Raw genomic sequence first — 17,013 nt, forward strand, 5'->3', positions numbered from 1 at the left:
CGGCCGCTCGGACTCCTCGCATACGATGGCCCGTACGGTGGGGTGGACTCCCCACCGGCAGTCATCCAGAGCCGAATGAGGCAAGGAGCCCGCTCACGTGTCCGTCTTCGACAAGATCCTGCGCGCAGGCGAGGGCAAGATCCTCCGCAAACTGCAGCGGATTGCCGCCCAGGTCAACTCGATCGAAGAGGACTTCGTCAACCTCACCGACGAAGAGCTGCGCGCGCTGACCGACGAGTACAAGACCCGCCTGGCCGACGGCGAGAGCCTCGACGACATCCTCCCCGAGGCGTTCGCGACCGTCCGCGAGGCCGCCAAGCGCGTCCTGGGACAGCGCCACTACGACGTGCAGATCATGGGCGGCGCCGCCCTGCACTACGGGCACGTCGCGGAGATGCGCACCGGCGAGGGCAAGACCCTGGTCGGCACCCTGCCCGCGTACCTGAACGCGCTGACCGGCAAGGGCGTGCACCTGATCACCGTCAACGACTACCTCGCCGAGCGCGACTCGGAGTGGATGGGCCGGGTGCACCGCTTCCTGGGCCTGGAGGTCGGCGTGATCCTGGCGAACATGTCGCCGGCCGAGCGCAAGCGCCAGTACGGGATGGACATCACGTACGGCACCAACAACGAGTTCGGCTTCGACTACCTGCGCGACAACATGGCGTGGTCGCAGGACGAACTGGTGCAGCGCGGCCACAACTTCGCGATCGTCGACGAGGTCGACTCGATCCTGATCGACGAGGCCCGCACCCCGCTGATCATCTCGGGCCCGGCGGACCAGGCCACCAAGTGGTACAACGACTTCGCCAAGCTGGTGCAGCGCCTCAAGATCGACCGCGACTACGAGGTCGACGAGAAGAAGCGCACCGTCGGCATCCTGGAGGAGGGCGTCTCCCGGGTCGAGGACTACCTGGGCATCGACAACCTCTACGAGTCGGTGAACACCCCGCTGGTCGGCTTCCTGAACAACGCCATCAAGGCCAAGGAGCTCTACAAGGCGGACAAGGACTACGTCGTCATCAACGGCGAGGTCATGATCGTCGACGAGCACACCGGCCGCATCCTGGCCGGCCGCCGCTACAACGAGGGCATGCACCAGGCGATCGAGGCCAAGGAAGGCGTCGAGGTCCAGAACGAGAACCAGACGCTGGCCACCATCACCCTGCAGAACTTCTTCCGCCTGTACGACAAGCTGTCCGGCATGACCGGTACCGGCACCACCGAGGCGGCCGAGTTCCACCAGATCTACAAGCTCGGCGTGGTCCCGATCCCGACCAACAAGAACCCCAAGCGGATCGACCAGCCCGACCTGATCTACAAGTCCGAGCCGGCCAAGTTCGCCGCTGTGGTCGAGGACATCGCCAAGCGCCACGAGGACGGCCAGCCGGTCCTGGTCGGCACCGTCTCGGTCGAGAAGTCCGAGTACCTGTCGCAGGAGCTGCGCAAGCGCGGCATCCCGCACGAGGTGCTGAACGCCAAGCACCACGAGCGCGAGGCGCAGATCGTCGCCCAGGCCGGCCGCAAGGGCGCCGTCACCGTCGCCACCAACATGGCCGGCCGCGGCACCGACATCATGCTCGGCGGCAACCCCGAGCACCTGGCCGCCGCCGAGCTGGCCCAGCGCGGCATCACCCCGGAGGAGACCCCGGAGGAGTACGAGGCCGCGCTGCCGGCCGCGATGGAGAAGGCCAAGGCCGCGGTCAAGGCGGAGCAGGAGGAGGTGCAGGAGATCGGCGGCCTGTACGTCCTGGGCACCGAGCGGCACGAGTCCCGCCGGATCGACAACCAGCTGCGCGGCCGCTCCGGCCGCCAGGGCGACCCGGGCGAGTCCCGGTTCTACCTGTCGCTGGGCGACGACCTGATGCGCCTGTTCAAGGCCGGCATGGTCGAGCGCGTGCTGTCGATGGCGAACGTCCCGGAGGACGTGCCGATCGAGTCGAAGATGGTCACCCGCGCCATCGCCTCCGCGCAGACCCAGGTCGAGCAGCAGAACTTCGAGATCCGCAAGAACGTCCTCAAGTACGACGAGGTCCTCAACCGCCAGCGCGAGGTCATCTACGGCGAGCGCCGCCGCGTCCTGGAGGGCGAGGACCTCCAGGAGCAGGTCGGCCACTTCATGGACGACACCGTCGCCGCGTACGTCAACGCCGCCACCGGCGAGGGCTTCGAGGACGACTGGGACCTCGACAAGCTGTGGACCGCGCTCAAGCAGCTCTACCCGGTCTCGCTCGACCTGGACGAGCTGGAGGAGGAGGCCGCGGACCAGGGCGGTCTCACCCCCGAGTACCTCACCAAGGTCATCCAGGAGGACATCGCCGCCGCGTACGGCCGCCGCGAGGACCAGCTCGGCGAGCAGATCATGCGCGAGCTGGAGCGCCGGGTCGTCCTCTCGGTGCTGGACCGCCGCTGGCGCGAGCACCTCTACGAGATGGACTACCTCCAGGAGGGCATCGCGCTGCGCGCCTACGCCCAGCGCGACCCGCTGGTCGAGTACCAGCGCGAGGGCTTCGACCTGTTCTCCGCGATGATGGAGGGCATCAAGGAGGAGTCCGTCGGCTACCTGTTCAACCTGGAGGTCCAGGTCGAGCAGCAGGTCGAGGAGGTCCCGGTCCCGGACGACGAGCAGGTGCTGCTCGACAAGCTGGAGAAGGACGCCGCCGTCCCGGCCGCCCGCCCGGAGATCCGCGCCAAGGGCCTGGAGGCCCCCGAGCGCAAGAAGCTCCACTACATCGCCCCGTCCGACCAGGTCGGCGGCGGCGTGATCGAGGGCGACTTCGAGGAGGACGGCCCGCTCGACGAGGGCGACGGCCTGACCCGCGCCGAGCGCCGCAAGGCCGCCAAGGCGGCGAAGGGCGGCCGGCGCCGCAAGGCCTGAGCCCGGACCTGCATCCGCACCGGCTGCCGCTTCCGCTGCACGGGGCGCCGCTTCCTCCGGGGGGCGGCGCCCCGCCGCGTTCCCGGGCCTCATCCGGTCTCCACGGCGGCGCACTGCCACTGGCCGGTGCGGGTGTGCCGCTCCAGCCGGAAGGCCAGCAGGTGGTGCCGGGGGCCGAGCTCCACCCGTACGCACGCCTCCACCGCGCCCGGGCCCGGCGCGCAGTCGTGCACCCGGCCCAGCCGCGGGCGCTGGGTGCGGCCGCGCGGGCGCAGCGGGCCGGTCCGGACCAGCGCCGCGAGCTGGTGGAAGCCCGGCAGTGTGGTGTGCCGCTGCAACTGGTGCACCGGGCGGGCCCCGCACAGCACCTCCACCAGCCGGTGCGCGAACCGCCCCGCGAGCTCGGCGTGCCCGCTGCTGCCGGGCGCGGCCGTCCGGGGCCGGTACGGCGGGCGGGGCCCGTCGCAGGCCGCGCGCGGGCTGCGGACCGGGCGGGGGCCGTCGCCGGGCGGGTGCGGCGGGCGGGGGCCGTCGCCGGGCGGGTGCGGGTGCGGGTGCGCGGGCGCGGCCGGGGACGGGGTCGGGTGGGGGTGGCGGACCGGTCGGCGGGTGGCGGGGGCGGGGCGGACCAGTGGACGGATCCGGGGGCCGGGCGTCCGGGTGAGCTGCTGCTCGGTCATCTGCTCGGTCATCGTGGCCCTCTCGGTGGCGGGAGTGTCAGTGGCAGTGATGCTGCCGGGGCCTTTGCTACCGGGCGGGCGGAGGGCGGGCCAAGGGGTTTCCGGCGGCTGCGGCGGCGCCCGGAAATCCACCCGTACGGGTGGCGGCCCGTCGGGCGCAACGGTGGCGCGGCCGGTACCGGGGCGCGGAGTTGACGGCGGCTCGGGCAGCGGAACGGCCCGTAGGGGGACGTCGGCGGTGACCTGATCGGCGCAGGGGCCGGGCGCCGGAGGGCCATCGCGGGCCGCCCGGCGGGCTGCGTATTCTTGACCCGTCGCACAGTGAGACCGTCAGAAGGGTGCCCCGATGCGCGTGTACGTGCCGACCACGTTGAAGGACCTGGCGGTGGCGCACCCCGAGGGCGTCCTGGAGCAGAGCGTCGCCTACGCCGTGACGCCCGCGCTGCGCGAGTGGTACGTCAGCGACGACCTGGAGGAGCTGGAGTACGCGGCCCTCAACCGGGCGGCGCTCTCCTCGGTCCGGCTGCTGGCCGCCGACCCGGACGCCCCGCGCCGCCGGGTGGTGCTGGCCGTCGAGGTCGCAGACTCGGCGGTGACGCCTTTCCCCGGCGACGAGTACCAGGACCAGGCCTCGCTCGGCCGGGTCGTCCTGGCCGGCCCGATCCGCCTCGCCAAGGCCGCCGCGGTCCACGCCGACGACACCGACCCGGACGTCCTGGCCGACGTGACGGCCGCCGCCGGCGCGGTCACCGCCGCGGACGGCGGCGACCAGGACGCGCAGTTCACCGTCGACGGCGCGGAGGACCACGAACTGCTCTGGTTCGCGATCCAGGAGATCCCCGGCCTGATCGCCTGACCGCCCGACCCCGCACCACCCGAAGACCCCGCCACGGCCCCGGCCGTGGCGGGGTCTCCGCGTTGCGGGCCAGGTCGGGGTGGGACGGGCCTGCGGCGCTCCACGGGACGGGTTCAGCGCCGCCCGGCGGGCTCGCCACCGGGGCAGCGGGGCGCCGGGGCAGGTCGCCGGGGCGGGGCCTTCGGCGACCCCGGGCGCGGGCGGTTGTCGGCGGTGCCGGGGGTGGGTCTTGCCGCGGGCGTGGCCGTCGAGGGCGGGGGCCGGCGCTCGTTGGGGGTCGGTGGACGGCCTTCCGGGCGGGTGCGGGCGGTTTCTGTCGGCGGGTGCCGCTGTGGGCTCGGTCGCAGGTGGCTTCGCGGGGGCGGAGGGCTTTGGGGCAGGTGCTGGGCAAGTACGGGTGGTTCTTCGCCGCCCGGTTGCCCGGGGTGAGCCTTGTCGTGCGTGCTGGGGGGCTCGATGGGTGCGGGTGGGTTTCTGTCAGCGGGTGTCCGTGGTGTCGCTGTGGGCTCGCCGCAGGCGGCTTCGCGGGGTCGGGGCGGGCCTGCGGCGTCCCCGGGGTGGGTGGCGGGGGTCTCCGGGGTGGGGGCGTCGGGGGGCGCGCTGCTCGGGAGTTCGTTGCGCTTGCAAGTGTGTGCGTGTGCAATTATTGTCGAAGCTCGTAAGGCGCACTGGCAATTGTATGGAGGTTCGCGTCATGCCCCTCGCGCTTCTCGCCCTGGCCATCGGGGCGTTTGGGATCGGCACCACCGAGTTCGTGATCATGGGGCTGCTGCCCGAGGTCGCGGCCGACTTCGGGGTGGGCATCCCGACCGCCGGTCTGCTGGTCACCGGCTACGCGTTCGGCGTGGTGGTCGGGGCTCCGTTGATGACCGTGCTCGGGACCCGGATCAGCCGCAAGCGGATGCTGATGCTGCTGATGGTGCTGTTCACCGCGGGCAACCTGCTGTCCGCGCTGGCGCCCGGGTTCGGGGCGATGCTCGCCGGGCGGATCGTCGCCTCGCTCGCGCACGGCGCGTTCTTCGGGATCGGGTCGGTGGTCGCCGCCGAGCTGGTCGCGCCGGAGCGGAAGGCCGGGGCGATCGCGACCATGTTCACCGGGCTGACGGTGGCCAACGTGGTCGGCGTGCCGCTGGGGACCTTCGTCGGCCAGCAGGTCGGCTGGCGGGCCACCTTCGCCGCCGTCGCCGTGCTCGGCGTGGTCGGGCTGCTCGGCATCGCCCGGCTGGTGCCCGAGCTGCCCCGGCCCGAGGGGGCGCACCTGCGGCGGGAACTGGCGGCGTTCAGGAACGTCCAGGTGGTGCTGGCGATGGGCATGACGGTGCTCGGCTTCGGCGGGGTGTTCGCCGCGATCACCTACGTCAAGCCGATGATGACCGAGGTCGCCGGGTTCTCCGAGGGCGGGGTGACCTGGCTGCTGGTGCTGCTCGGGGTCGGCATGTTCCTGGGCAACCTGCTGGGCGGGCGGTTCGCCGACCGCCGGCTGATGCCGATGCTGTTCACCACCCTGGGCGCCCTGACCGTCGTGCTCGCCCTGTTCACCGTCACCGCGCACCACCGGGTCACCGCCGCCGTCACCCTGCTGCTGATCGGCGCGCTGGGCTTCGCCACCGTGCCGCCGCTGCAGAAGCGGGTCCTGGACCAGGCGCACGGCGCGCCGACGCTGGCCTCGGCCGTCAACATCGGAGCATTCAACCTGGGCAACGCGCTGGCCGCCTGGCTCGGCGGGGCGGTGATCACCGCCGGGTTCGGCTACACCGCCCCGAACTGGGTGGGCGCGCTGCTGGCCGGCTCCGCGCTGCTGCTGGCCGTGGCCTCGGCGGTGCTGGAGCGCCGCGCACCGGCCCCCGCCACCGCCCGCGTTCCGGTCCTGAACCACTGAGAACCCTCGAACTCCCCGACTGGAGAAGGAACATGAGCACCACCGTCCCCCACGTGACCCTCAACAACGGCGTCGAGATGCCGCAGCTCGGCTTCGGCGTCTTCCAGGTCCCGGACGAGGAGACCACCGCGGCCGTCGCCGCCGCCCTGGAGGCCGGCTACCGCAGCATCGACACCGCTGCGGTCTACGGCAACGAGCACGGCGTCGGGAAGGCGCTGGCCGCGTCCGGGCTGCCGCGCGAGGAGCTGTTCGTCACCACCAAGCTGTGGAACGCCGACCAGGGCCACGACGAGACGCTGCGGGCCTTCGACGCCAGCCTCGACCGGCTCGGCCTGGAGTACGTCGACCTGTACCTGATCCACTGGCCCACCCCGGCCCGGGACCGGTACACCGACTCCTGGCGGGCGATCGGGGAGCTCGCCGCCGCGGGCCGGATCCGCGCCGCCGGCGTCTCCAACTTCCAGCCCGCGCACCTGACCCGGCTGATCGAGTCCGGCGGCCCCGTCCCGGCCGTCAACCAGGTGGAGCTGCACCCCGGCCTCCAGCAGGCCGAACTGCGCGCCTTCCACGCCGCGCACGGCATCGCCACCGAGGCGTGGAGCCCGCTCGCCCAGGGCGCCGTGCTGGACGACCCGGCGATCACCGCGATCGCCGGGCGCACCGGCAAGTCCCCCGCCCAGGTGGTGCTGCGCTGGCACCTGCAGCTCGGCAACCTGGTGATCCCCAAGTCGGTCACCCCGGCCCGGATCCGGCAGAACCTGGACGTCTTCGACTTCGCCCTCACCGAGGACGACCTGGCGGCGATCGCGGCCACCGACCGGGGCCTGCGCACCGGACCGGACCCGGACACCTTCAACTGACCCCGCCGGCTCTCACCCGCCCTCCCCGCGAGCACGGCACGGTGCCCCGGACGCCCAGGCGTCCGGGGCACCGTGCCGTACCCCCGCCGGGGGTGGTGGTACCCCGGGCAAGAGGGGTACTAGCACCCCCGAAATCCGCCTGACGGGCCGTCATGCTGGAAGCACAGTGATTCGGTGAAGGCGAAATGGGGCCAGGACATGAGTGCACGTGTGGAAGGAACGGAGAAGACCCGACCGGAGCTCGGCGGAGCGGCCGCGCTGGTGCTCCGCGGGGTGTCCCTGACCGGGATCGCCCTCGGGGAGGCGCTGCTGCTGCTCTGGTTCTGCCTCGTGGTGTGCCTCAGCTTCGTCGGCGTCGGCCTGCTGCTGCTGCCCGGCGCGCTGGACGCGATCCGGGCGGACGCCCGCCTGCAGCGCCGGCTGGCGCTGCGCTGGTCCGGCGTCCGGGTGGACGCGGCCTACCCGCCGGAGCCCGCCGACGGCCCGGCCCGGACCCGCCTGCGGCGGGCCCACCGGATGCTCGGTGAGCGCGCGACCTGGCGGGACCTGCTCTGGACGCTGGTCAACCCGGTGGTCGGTCCGGTGCTGGCGCTGCTGCCGGCCGTCGCGATCCTGGGCGGCCTCTGGGGCCTGGCGCTGCCGTTCGCGTGGAAGGGCCTGAGCGAGTCCTGGGACGGCATCTGGTTCACCTTCGTCCCGGTCCGGAGCCAGGGCACCGCGATCCTGGCCGCCGTCCTGGGCGCGGTGGAGCTCGCCGTGGGCGTGCTGCTGCTGCCGAGGCTGATGCTCGGGCTGCACGGCCGCTGGGTGCGGCTGGTCCTGGGCTCCACCCGGGCCGACCTGACCAACCGGGTCGAGCACCTGGCCAACTCCCGCTCGGACGCGATGGACATGCAGGCCAACGAGCTGCGCCGGATCGAGCGCGACCTGCACGACGGCGCCCAGGTCCGGCTGGTCGCCCTCGGGCTGACGCTGTCGGCCGCCGAGTCGCTGATCGAGCAGAACCCGGCGGCGGTGCGCGCGCTGCTCGCCGAGGCCAAGGACAACTCGGCCAAGGCGCTCAACGAACTGCGCGACCTGGTGCACGGCGTGCACCCGCCGCTGCTGGCCGACCGCGGCCTGGTGGACGCCGTCCGCACGCTGACGCTGGAACTGCCGCAGCGGGTCCAGCTGACCGGCTCGGTACCGGGCCGGCTGCCCGCCCCGGTGGAGTCGGCAGCCTACTTCGCGATCGCCGAGCTGCTCAACAACGTGACCAAGCACGGCAAGGCCACCGAGGTGACGGTCGACATCCACTACGTCGACCGCGAACTGCGGGTCTCCGTGCACGACAACGGCGTCGGCGGGGCCGACGCCGGCCGCGGCAGCGGGTTGCGCGGGGTCGAGCGGCGGCTGGCCGCCTTCGACGGCCTGCTCGCGATCAACAGCCCCGCCGGCGGCCCGACCATGGCGGCCTTCTCCATCGGCTGCGACCTGCTGCCCGACACCGGCACCACCCAGGGCGACTAGCCCCCGCCACCGGCCACACGGGGGCGCCGCGGGCCGGCGGCGCCCCTCCCCGGCCGCAGGGCCCCGCGACGGCCCCTCCTCCGGCATGCTCGACAGCTCCTCCTCCGGCATGCCCGGCGGCTCCTCCTCCGGCGTGCCCGACGGCCCTTCCCCCGGCATGCCCGGAAGCGGCCCGCACCCGTTCCCCCCGGCCCGCCGGGCGGTCCCCGCCCGCCGAAGACACGACTCCTCTTCCGCTCCTGACCGAAGGACCGATCGACATGACGGGCAAGAAACGCCACTTCGCCTCGCGGATGGGCCGGTGGAGCGCCAACCATCCGTGGTGGGCCGTCCTGGTCTGGCTGCTGCTGACCGTGGTCGCCTTCTCCATCGGCACGGTGGTGAAGGGCCGGGAGGCCACCAACCAGGAACTCCTGGTCGGGCAGGCGGCCACGGCCGACCGGATCGTCAACGAGAACGGCCTGCGCGGCCCGGCCACCGAGAACGTGCTGGTCGGCCCGCTCGACGGCCGGCTGGACGACGCGTCCGCCGCGGCCGCCGCCGAGCTCAAGCAGCAGCTCGGCGCGCTCGCCGGGGTCGCCTCGGTGTCCGACCCGATCCCCTCGGCCGACCAGCGGGTCCTGCTGCTGCAGGTCGCCGTCGAGGGCGACCCCGACACCGCGAACGACCGGGTCGCGCCGCTGCTGGCGGCCACCCGGGCGGTCCAGCAGGCGCACCCCGACCTGCGGGTCGAGGAGGTCGGTGAAGCCTCGATCAAGAGCGACTTCCAGGACTGGCTCGGCAAGGACCTGCAGAAGGCGACCACCATCAGCGTGCCGGTCACCCTGGTCATCCTGGCGCTGATCTTCGGCGCCGTGGTGATGGCCGGCGTGCCGGTGCTGCTGGGCCTGACCGCGGTGGCCTCCACCCTGGGCCTGTGGGCGCTGGCCTCCCAGGTGGTGCCCGACCCCGGCACGGTGACGGACGTCATCGTGCTGATGGGCCTGGCGGTCGGCGTCGACTACTGCCTCTTCTACCTGCGCCGCTTCCGCGAGGAGACGGCCAAGGGCTACGGCGCGACCTCGGCGGTGGAGATCGCCGCGGCGACCTCCGGCCACTCGGTGGTGGTCTCCGGCGTCGCGGTGCTGGTCTCGATGGCCGGGCTCTACCTGGCCGGCGACCTGATGCTGGCCTCGATGGCCACCGGCGCGATCATCGTGGTCGCGGTGGCGATGCTCTCGGCGGTCACCGTGCTGCCGGCCCTGCTGGTCAAGCTGGGCCGGGCGGTCGACCGGCCGCGGATCCCGCTGGTGTGGCGCCTCACCCGGAGCCGGAGCAACCCGCGGGCCTGGAACTTCCTGCTGCGCCCGGCCACCAGGCACCCGCTGGTCTCGCTGGTGCTCGCGGTCGGCGCGCTGGTGGCGCTGGCGCTGCCCGCCCTGGGGATGGACCTGAAGGCCACCCAGATCGCGGACTACCCGCGCACCCTGGCCACGATGCAGAGCTACGACCGGCTGCTCGCCGAGTTCCCCTCGAACGCCAACACCGACGTGGTGGCGGTGAAGGCGCCGGCCGGGCAGCAGGAGGCGGTCCGCGGGCGGCTGGAGCAGCTGGCCGAACAGCTCGGGCGGGAACCGCTGTTCGCCAGGGACATCCCGCCGACGGTCCGGGTCTCGGCGGACGGGCGCGGCGCCGTCCTGGAGGCGGGCACGCCGACGCCGCCGGGCACCTCCCCGGCCCGGGACTCGGTCGACCGGCTGCGGAACGTGCTGGTGCCGGCGGCGCTGAAGGACCTGCCGGGCGTGGAGTACGCGGTCGGCGGCGACCAGGCGGACGACATGGACTACACCGCCAACCTGAAGGACCGGCTGCCGATGGTGATGGGCGTGGTGTTCGCCCTGACCTTCCTGATCATCGTGCTGGCGTTCCGCTCGGTGGTGGTGGCGCTGACCACCGTGGTGCTCAACCTGCTCTCGGTCGCCGCCTCGTTCGGCTTCCTGTGCCTGGTCTTCCAGCACACCTGGGCGGACGGGCTGCTCGACTACCACTCGACCGGGCACGTGGTCTCCTGGGTGCCGGTGCTGCTCTTCGTGATCCTGTCGGGCCTGTCGCTGGACTACCACGTCTTCGTGGTCAGCCGGATCCGGGAGGGCGTGGTGGCCGGCATGACCACCCGCAACGCGGTACTGGACGGCATCACCAGGACCGCCGGCGTGGTGACCGGCGCGGCCGCGGTCATGGTGGCGGTGTTCGCCACCTTCGGGACGCTGACCTTCATCGAGCTGAAGCAGATCGGCGTCGGGCTGGCGGTGGCCATCGTGCTGGACGCCACGGTGATCCGGATCTTCGTCCTGCCGGCCGCGATGACCCTGCTGGGCCGGGCCAACTGGTGGCCCTCGCGCACCGGCCGGGCGGTCACCGCGGACCTGCCGCGGCGCAGCGACGGGGCGTACCAGGAGCCGGTGGACGTCTGACCGGCCCGGCGGACGTCGGAGGGGGCGGGGTCGCGAGGACCCCGCCCCGGTCCCGGCGCGGCCCCGGCGGACGGCGGCGATCAGCCGTTCGTCAGTTCCGCGTCAGCAGCCATGGAGCATAGTGGTCAACGGAGTTGACCCTGGAAGACGGACAGGACGGAACCTCGATGAGCAACCCCTTCGACGATCCCGACGGCACGTTCCACGTACTGGTGAACGGCGAGAACCAGCACAGCCTGTGGCCCGCCTTCGCCGAGGTCCCGGCGGGCTGGCGCGAGGCGCTCAGCTCGGTGCCCCGGGAGGAGGCGGTGCGCTTCGTCGACGAGAACTGGACCGACCTGCGGCCGCTCAGCCTGATCGAGCGCGGGGCCTGAGCCGTGGCGGCCCAGGCGGCGATCGAGGCGGAGGGCCTCCGCAAGAACTACCGGGACCAGCAGGTCCTCAAGGGGATCGACCTGCACGTCCCGGCGGGCACCGTGCTCGGGCTGCTCGGCCCCAACGGGGCGGGCAAGACCACGACGGTCCGCATCCTCAGCACCCTGCTCGGACCGGACGGCGGTCGGGCCGCGGTGGCCGGGTTCGACGTCGCCGCCGCGCCGCGCGAGGTGCGCCGCCGGATCGGCCTGTCCGGCCAGTACGCCGCGGTGGACGAGGAGTTGACAGGCCGCGAGAACCTGGTCCTGCTCGGCCGGCTGCTGCACCTGGGCCGGGCCGGGGCCCGGGCCAGGGCGGACGAGCTGCTGGCGCGGTTCGACCTCGCGGACACCGGCGACAAGCCGCTGCGGGCCTACTCGGGCGGCATGCGGCGCCGGCTGGACCTGGCGAGCACCCTGGTCGGCGGCCCCGAGGTGATCTTCCTGGACGAGCCGACCACCGGGCTCGACCCGTCCAGCCGGCTGGTCCTGTGGTCCGTGGTGCGGGACTTGGTGGCCGACGGCGTGACCGTCCTGCTGACCACCCAGTACCTGGAGGAGGCCGACGAGCTGGCCGACCGGATCGTGGTGATCGACAAGGGCGTGGTGGCCGCCGAGGGCACCGCCGACGAGCTCAAGCGCAAGGTCGGCCAGGAGCGGCTGGAGGTCACCGTGGCCGATCCGGCCGACCTGCCGGCGGCGCTGTCCGCGCTGAACCCGCTGATGGTCGGCGAGCTGACCCGGGACGACCGCAGGGGCGTGCTGGGCGTGCAGTTGAACGACGGGCTGGCCGGGGTCTCGGCCGCCGCCGCCGCGCTGCACGCGGCCGGCATCCAGGTCAGCGGCCTCGCCCAGCGCCGCCCCTCGCTGGACGACGTGTTCCTGGAACTCACCGGCCACCAGGCCGCGTAGCGCGATGGCACAGCCGAACGCGGTCAGCTGCCGGGTGCTCTGGTCGCCGGTGGTCGACCGGGCCCGGGTGCGCGCCCTGATGTCCGACGAGGAACGGGCCCGGTACGGGCAGTTGGCCGCGCGCGAGGACCGGGCCCGGTACGCCACCGCCCGGGCCCTGGTCCGCACCGCGCTGGGCCGGGCCACCGGGGTGGCGCCGAGGGCGGTGGCGTTCAGCCGTCGGTGCCGGTACTGCGGCGGCCCGCACGGCAAACCGCGGGTGCCCGGCGCCGCCGCGCGGTTCTCGCTGTCGCACTCCGGCGGGCGGGTGGTGCTGGCCGTCACCGAGCACGCCGAGCCGGGGGTGGACGTGGAGCGGGTCGCCGCGCGCGAGGTGGACCGGCTGGCGCCCCGGGTGCTCTCCGAACGGGAGCTGGCGGACTTCCGGGAGATCCGCCCGGAGGACCGGCCGGCGGCCTACCACGTCTACTGGACCAGGAAGGAGGCGGTCCTCAAGGCGGTCGGCCGCGGGCTCTCCGTGCCGCTGCGCGGCCTCACCCTGGCCGCGCCCGGGCAGCGCGCGGCGCTGCTGTCCTGGAGCGGCGTCCCCGGGGCCGGGGGCGCGGGCCCGCCGGCCATCGCGATGGCCGACCTGCATCCCGGCCCCGGGTACGCGGCGGCCCTGGCCGTCGAGACCCCGGGGCGGATCGAACTGGCCGAGTGGGACCTCGACGGCCCGCTGGACGTGCCGTGAGCGCTCCGGCTGCCGGAACAGCCGGAGGGGCCCGCCGAACGGAAGGGGGGAACTCAGCCGGTCACCGCGCGTCGGCCCAGACCAGGCCGGCGTCGATCGACGGGTCCTGGGCCAGGATGGCCTGCTGGAGACCGCGCATCTTCTTCCGGGGTTCCAGTCCGAGTTCGTTGTTCAACCAGGAACGGACCCGCTGGAACGTCGCCAGCGCCTCGCCCTGGCGGCCGGCCCGGTAGAGCGCGAGCATCAGTAACTCGGACATCCGCTCCCGTTCCGGGTGCTCGCAGGCCAGCTGTTCCAGCTCATTGACCGCGTTGCCCTCGGCGCCCACGCTCAGGCGGGCCTCGTAGAGGTCCTCCAGGGCGTCCAGCCGGCGGCTGTTGAGCCGGTTGACCTGGCTGTGGCAGCGCAGCCCGCCGGAGACGTCGAGCAGGGCCGGTCCGCGCCAGAGCCGCAGCGCCTCCTCCAGCCGCTGCGCCGCCTCGTACGGCTGGTCGCGCAGCAGCGCGGCGCCGCAGGCGGCCAGCGCGTCGAATCTTCGGGCGTCGACCGCCTCCGGGGGCAGGTCGAGCAGGTACCCGTTGGCGGAGGTGGGCACCAGCAGGTTCCCGGGGACGCCGGTGACCGCCTCCAGGGAGGTGCGCAGCCGGCGCATGTTCGCCTGCAGGGCGTTCTTGGGGTTCTTCGAGGCCTGGTCGGAGAAGAGCTCCTCGATCAGGACGTCCATCGAGACGACCTCGCCGGGGCTGAAGCTCAGCACCGCGAGCAGGGTCCGCACCCGGTTCGCGCCGATGCTGTCGTGCCGGTCCTCGATCGACACCCGCAGCGATCCGAGGATTTCGATGGATACCCGGTTCCTGGCGTCGAACCGGCTTTCTACTGGGTGGTAATATCTCATTTTCTGCGACCCGATTCCGAGGCTCTGACCGCATAAGGACACGTCTGCGCATGCGTCGCCCGGCCTGTCTCCACTGGGCGGCGCTGATCCCTACAACCGGTCAATGGGGTGGTGTGCGGTGGGATGCGGCCTAAGGCCGACGGGCGGGCCAATGGCCCGCCCGTAGCGTGCTTTCGTGGCGCAGCGCTACGGCAGAAGGTGACATTGCCCCGGTAGCGGGACCGGGCGGCCCAGGCGCCCGGGTGGAGAAAAGACCAAGCGGTTGATCATTGATTTCCCCCGTCGTGTCCGTCCGAATCGCCCGCGCCCTTCCGAGGGGCGGACGTGTACCGAGTATTTCCTGGGTGAGCAGGCGTGGGCCGACCGCCGGCGCCGACCGCAGTCGGCAATGCGGCCCGGATCAACCTAACACGATCGGTCGAATTCCTTGCCGATTCCAGGGCCCCGGTAAACCTCCAACACCCGCCCCGCGGACGCTACCTGATGCCCCGTCAGGCAGTGCCACGCGGGGGTGCTGGAGTGTCGGCGTACCGTCAGAGCAGGTCGAGCCGCTGTCCGACGCCGAGTTCGAGGGCCGTGCGCCGGACGGCGTCGATCATGCCGACGTCCAGGATGGACATCCCGAACGGGTTGCTGACCACGTAGCCGGTGCCGGGCCGGACGGCCGGGACCCGCCCGAGCAGCACCTGGCCCAGGGTGCCGTCGATCGGCCGCCCCGGGCCGGTGCCGGGCGCGGACGCGGTGCCCGGCCGGGTCACCCTCCCCTCCTGGAGCAGCCGGCCGAGGATGCGGCGCGGGTTCTCCTCGATCAGGTCGAGGTCGTCCCCGTACACGGCCTCGGCGCCGAGGAAGACCTCCTCCGTCAGGTCGCCCAGCGAGACGTGCGCGAGGAAGCTGCCCGGCCGGATCCAGGAGGCCGGCACGTACGGGTCGTCGCTGGTGGTCAGGGTGACGGTGACCGGGGAGGCGGCGACCGCCCCGGCCGCGGTGGCGGCCACCGTGACGGCCAGCCCCGGGTGCCGCTCGGCGGCCCAGGCGACCAGCTGCGCCGAGCGTTCGGCGGACAGGTCGAACACCGTCACCCGGCGGGCCTCGGGGAAGGTGCGGACCAGCAGGTCCAGGTGGGCCCGGGCCAGCGCGCCGGTGCCGAGCAGGGTGAGGCCGTCCCACCGCTCGGGGCCGAGTTCGCGCAGGCTGACCATGGTGTACGCGGCCGTCCGGATCGCGCTCAGGTAGCCGGCCTCGGCGATCAGCCCGGGCCGGGCGGTCTCCGGGTCGAAGGCGAAGCTCAGGCCGCCGGCCCGCTCGATGCCCCGGGACGGGTTGTCGACGGCCGCGTTGATCAGCTTCATGCCGTAGACCGAGCCCTCCTCGCGGTGCAGGGCGCCCAGCATCGCGATGGCCCGGCTGTAGGCGCCGTTGCTGTTGTGCCACGGCAGGTAGCCCTCGGCGGGGATCTCGGTCCGCCCGGCGGCCTGGTCGCGCAGGACCTCCGCCACCACCTCGACCGGGTCGAGCTTCTCCAGGCAGGCGAGCACGGCCGGTCGGTTGAGGAAGAGCAGGCTCTCTTGGGACATGGCGTTCCTCGGTTCGAAGGGGGGTGTGGGGTGCTCCGTGGCGGCGTCCGGGCGGTGGCCGGGTCGGGGGCGCGCGTGCGCCGGCGAGCGGCTCCGGCCCGCCTCGTCCGATGAGCCATCGCAGCTTAGCTGATCATCTTCCTTGGCAGGCAAGCGAGTTGAGGGTGCGTTAGCTCGTCCCGGCGGTCCGGTGGGCGGCCGGCACAGTGGTCATCCTCGATCGTCGCGTGGTCAGTATTCGGTCAGTCGTTTGTCAATTCGGTCCACTAGCTTGATCCCCGTCCCCCTGGGCGTGCCGCCCGGGGGACCAGCCGTGCAGGGGCACGGCACCCGGCCGGTGCCTGTCCAGGCCACCGCCCGGCACCCACGACGGTGTCCGCCCCGGATCACCACGCCGAACCGTCGACTGCGGCTGAGAGGAGCCGGCTAGCCGTGACCTCACTGATCGAGGTATCCACCCACTGGCCCACCCAGGTGTCCATCGCGGACCGCCAGCGGGCGCTGGGCCTGACAGACACCGAACTGCGGCGCTACGGACGGGGGTTCGGCCTGTCCGAGGTCTGCTGGGACGAGACCGAGAGCGAGACCGAGAGCCTGCTGGCCGCCGTCGGCAAGCTGACCGCGCTGCGCGGCCGGGAGGACAAGGTCCGCTACGTGCTCCGGCCGCGGACCCAGCGCTTCCTCTCGCCGTACCCGCTCAGCCCGCTGCACGAGGTGCGCCGGGAGGCCGGACTGCGGCACGCGAAGACCTTCGCCCTGACCGAACAGGCCTGCGCCTCCGGCCTGGTGGCCGTCGACGTGGCCGGCATGCTGCTGGCGGAGGACCCCGACCCGGAGGCGCTGGCCCTGGTGCTGGTCGGCGAGAAGGCGTACACCCAGGTGGCCCAGGTGCTGGCCGGCATGGGCATCACCGGCGAGGGCACGGCGGCCGTGCTGGTCTCCGCCGCGGCCACCCGCGACCGGGTGCTCGGCTTCGCCACCCGCACCGTCTCGGTGGGCGACCCCGGCCTGGTGATGTCCGACGAGGGCTTCGCCGCCTTCCGCGACATCTACCCCGACATGCTGATGGGCGTCATCGACGAGGCGCTGGCCGACGCCGGCCTGACCGTCGCCGACATCGCCCTGGTACTGCCGCACAACGTCAACCGGATCGCCTGGGTGCGCTTCAGCGACCGCCTCGGCGTCGAGGTGGACCGGATCTTCCTGGACAACATCCCGCAGACCGGCCACTGCTTCGGCGCGGACCCCTTCATCAACTACGCCAGCGCCCAGGCCCTCGGCCGGCTCCGGCCCGGCGACCGCTACCTGATGGTCTCGGTCGGGGTCGGCGCGAGCTTCGCCGCGATGGTCGTGGAGCACTGAACGTGA

The 17,013-nt window shown here is 73.0% G+C and carries 13 protein-coding genes; 10 read left to right on the forward strand and 3 right to left on the reverse strand.

Annotated elements, in window-relative coordinates; translation table 11 throughout:
* Positions 1–97: 97 nt before the first annotated feature.
* Entirely contained in the window at positions 98–2,878 is a 2,781-nt protein-coding gene (gene secA / locus ACIP60_RS34710; protein WP_400692560.1) for a preprotein translocase subunit SecA, read from the forward strand.
* Positions 2,879–2,967: 89 nt separating this feature from the next.
* Here the strand turns inward: secA and ACIP60_RS34715 are convergent, their stop codons facing one another.
* Positions 2,968–3,570, reverse strand: coding sequence for an Rv3235 family protein (locus tag ACIP60_RS34715; RefSeq protein ID WP_400692563.1), 603 nt, complete (start codon positions 3,568–3,570; stop codon positions 2,968–2,970).
* Positions 3,571–3,904: 334 nt separating this feature from the next.
* Here ACIP60_RS34715 and ACIP60_RS34720 point away from each other — a divergent pair, with 334 nt between their 5' ends.
* The 8 genes from ACIP60_RS34720 to ACIP60_RS34755 all read left to right on the forward strand — a co-directional run bounded on the left by ACIP60_RS34720 (position 3,905) and on the right by ACIP60_RS34755 (position 13,173).
* On the forward strand, positions 3,905–4,414 hold the full coding sequence (locus ACIP60_RS34720; RefSeq protein WP_100838034.1) for a DUF6912 family protein: 510 nt from the start codon (positions 3,905–3,907) through the stop codon (positions 4,412–4,414).
* A 694-nt stretch (positions 4,415–5,108) separates the two neighbouring features.
* A complete protein-coding gene (locus ACIP60_RS34725; protein WP_400692567.1) occupies positions 5,109–6,293 on the forward strand; it encodes an MFS transporter in 1,185 nt (394 codons plus the stop codon).
* A 32-nt stretch (positions 6,294–6,325) separates the two neighbouring features.
* Positions 6,326–7,153, forward strand: a complete 828-nt coding sequence (locus tag ACIP60_RS34730; RefSeq protein WP_400692569.1) for an aldo/keto reductase — start codon at positions 6,326–6,328, stop codon at positions 7,151–7,153.
* A 198-nt stretch (positions 7,154–7,351) separates the two neighbouring features.
* Positions 7,352–8,662: a sensor histidine kinase gene (locus ACIP60_RS34735; RefSeq protein WP_400692572.1), complete on the forward strand. Its 1,311-nt coding sequence runs from the start codon at positions 7,352–7,354 to the stop codon at positions 8,660–8,662.
* Positions 8,663–8,922: 260 nt separating this feature from the next.
* Positions 8,923–11,115: an MMPL family transporter gene (locus tag ACIP60_RS34740; protein WP_400692575.1), complete on the forward strand. Its 2,193-nt coding sequence runs from the start codon at positions 8,923–8,925 to the stop codon at positions 11,113–11,115.
* 167 nt (positions 11,116–11,282) lie between these two features.
* Entirely contained in the window at positions 11,283–11,489 is a 207-nt protein-coding gene (locus tag ACIP60_RS34745) for an MbtH family protein (RefSeq protein ID WP_100838039.1), read from the forward strand.
* A gap of 3 nt (positions 11,490–11,492) precedes the next feature.
* Positions 11,493–12,440 (forward strand): ATP-binding cassette domain-containing protein, encoded by a 948-nt coding sequence (locus ACIP60_RS34750; protein WP_400692578.1) that lies wholly within the window; start codon positions 11,493–11,495, stop codon positions 12,438–12,440.
* Positions 12,441–12,444: 4 nt separating this feature from the next.
* The gene (locus tag ACIP60_RS34755) at positions 12,445–13,173 is read left to right on the forward strand and encodes a 4'-phosphopantetheinyl transferase family protein (protein WP_400692581.1); all 729 of its coding nucleotides are present in this window, start codon (positions 12,445–12,447) and stop codon (positions 13,171–13,173) included.
* Between the two features lie 61 nt (positions 13,174–13,234).
* On the opposite strand, the gene ACIP60_RS34760 is transcribed toward ACIP60_RS34755, so the two are convergent.
* On the reverse strand, positions 13,235–13,990 hold the full coding sequence (locus tag ACIP60_RS34760) for a BTAD domain-containing putative transcriptional regulator (protein ID WP_400692584.1): 756 nt from the start codon (positions 13,988–13,990) through the stop codon (positions 13,235–13,237).
* 611 nt (positions 13,991–14,601) lie between these two features.
* On the reverse strand, positions 14,602–15,645 hold the full coding sequence (locus ACIP60_RS34765) for a hypothetical protein (RefSeq protein ID WP_400692586.1): 1,044 nt from the start codon (positions 15,643–15,645) through the stop codon (positions 14,602–14,604).
* A gap of 432 nt (positions 15,646–16,077) precedes the next feature.
* On the opposite strand from ACIP60_RS34765, the gene ACIP60_RS34770 reads away from it, so the two are divergent.
* A complete protein-coding gene (locus tag ACIP60_RS34770; RefSeq protein WP_400692589.1) occupies positions 16,078–17,007 on the forward strand; it encodes a 3-oxoacyl-[acyl-carrier-protein] synthase III C-terminal domain-containing protein in 930 nt (309 codons plus the stop codon).
* Positions 17,008–17,013: the final 6 nt, after the last annotated feature.

This window comes from Kitasatospora sp. NPDC088783, from assembly GCF_044750705.1.
Classification (GTDB): Bacteria; Actinomycetota; Actinomycetes; order Streptomycetales; family Streptomycetaceae; genus Kitasatospora; species Kitasatospora fiedleri.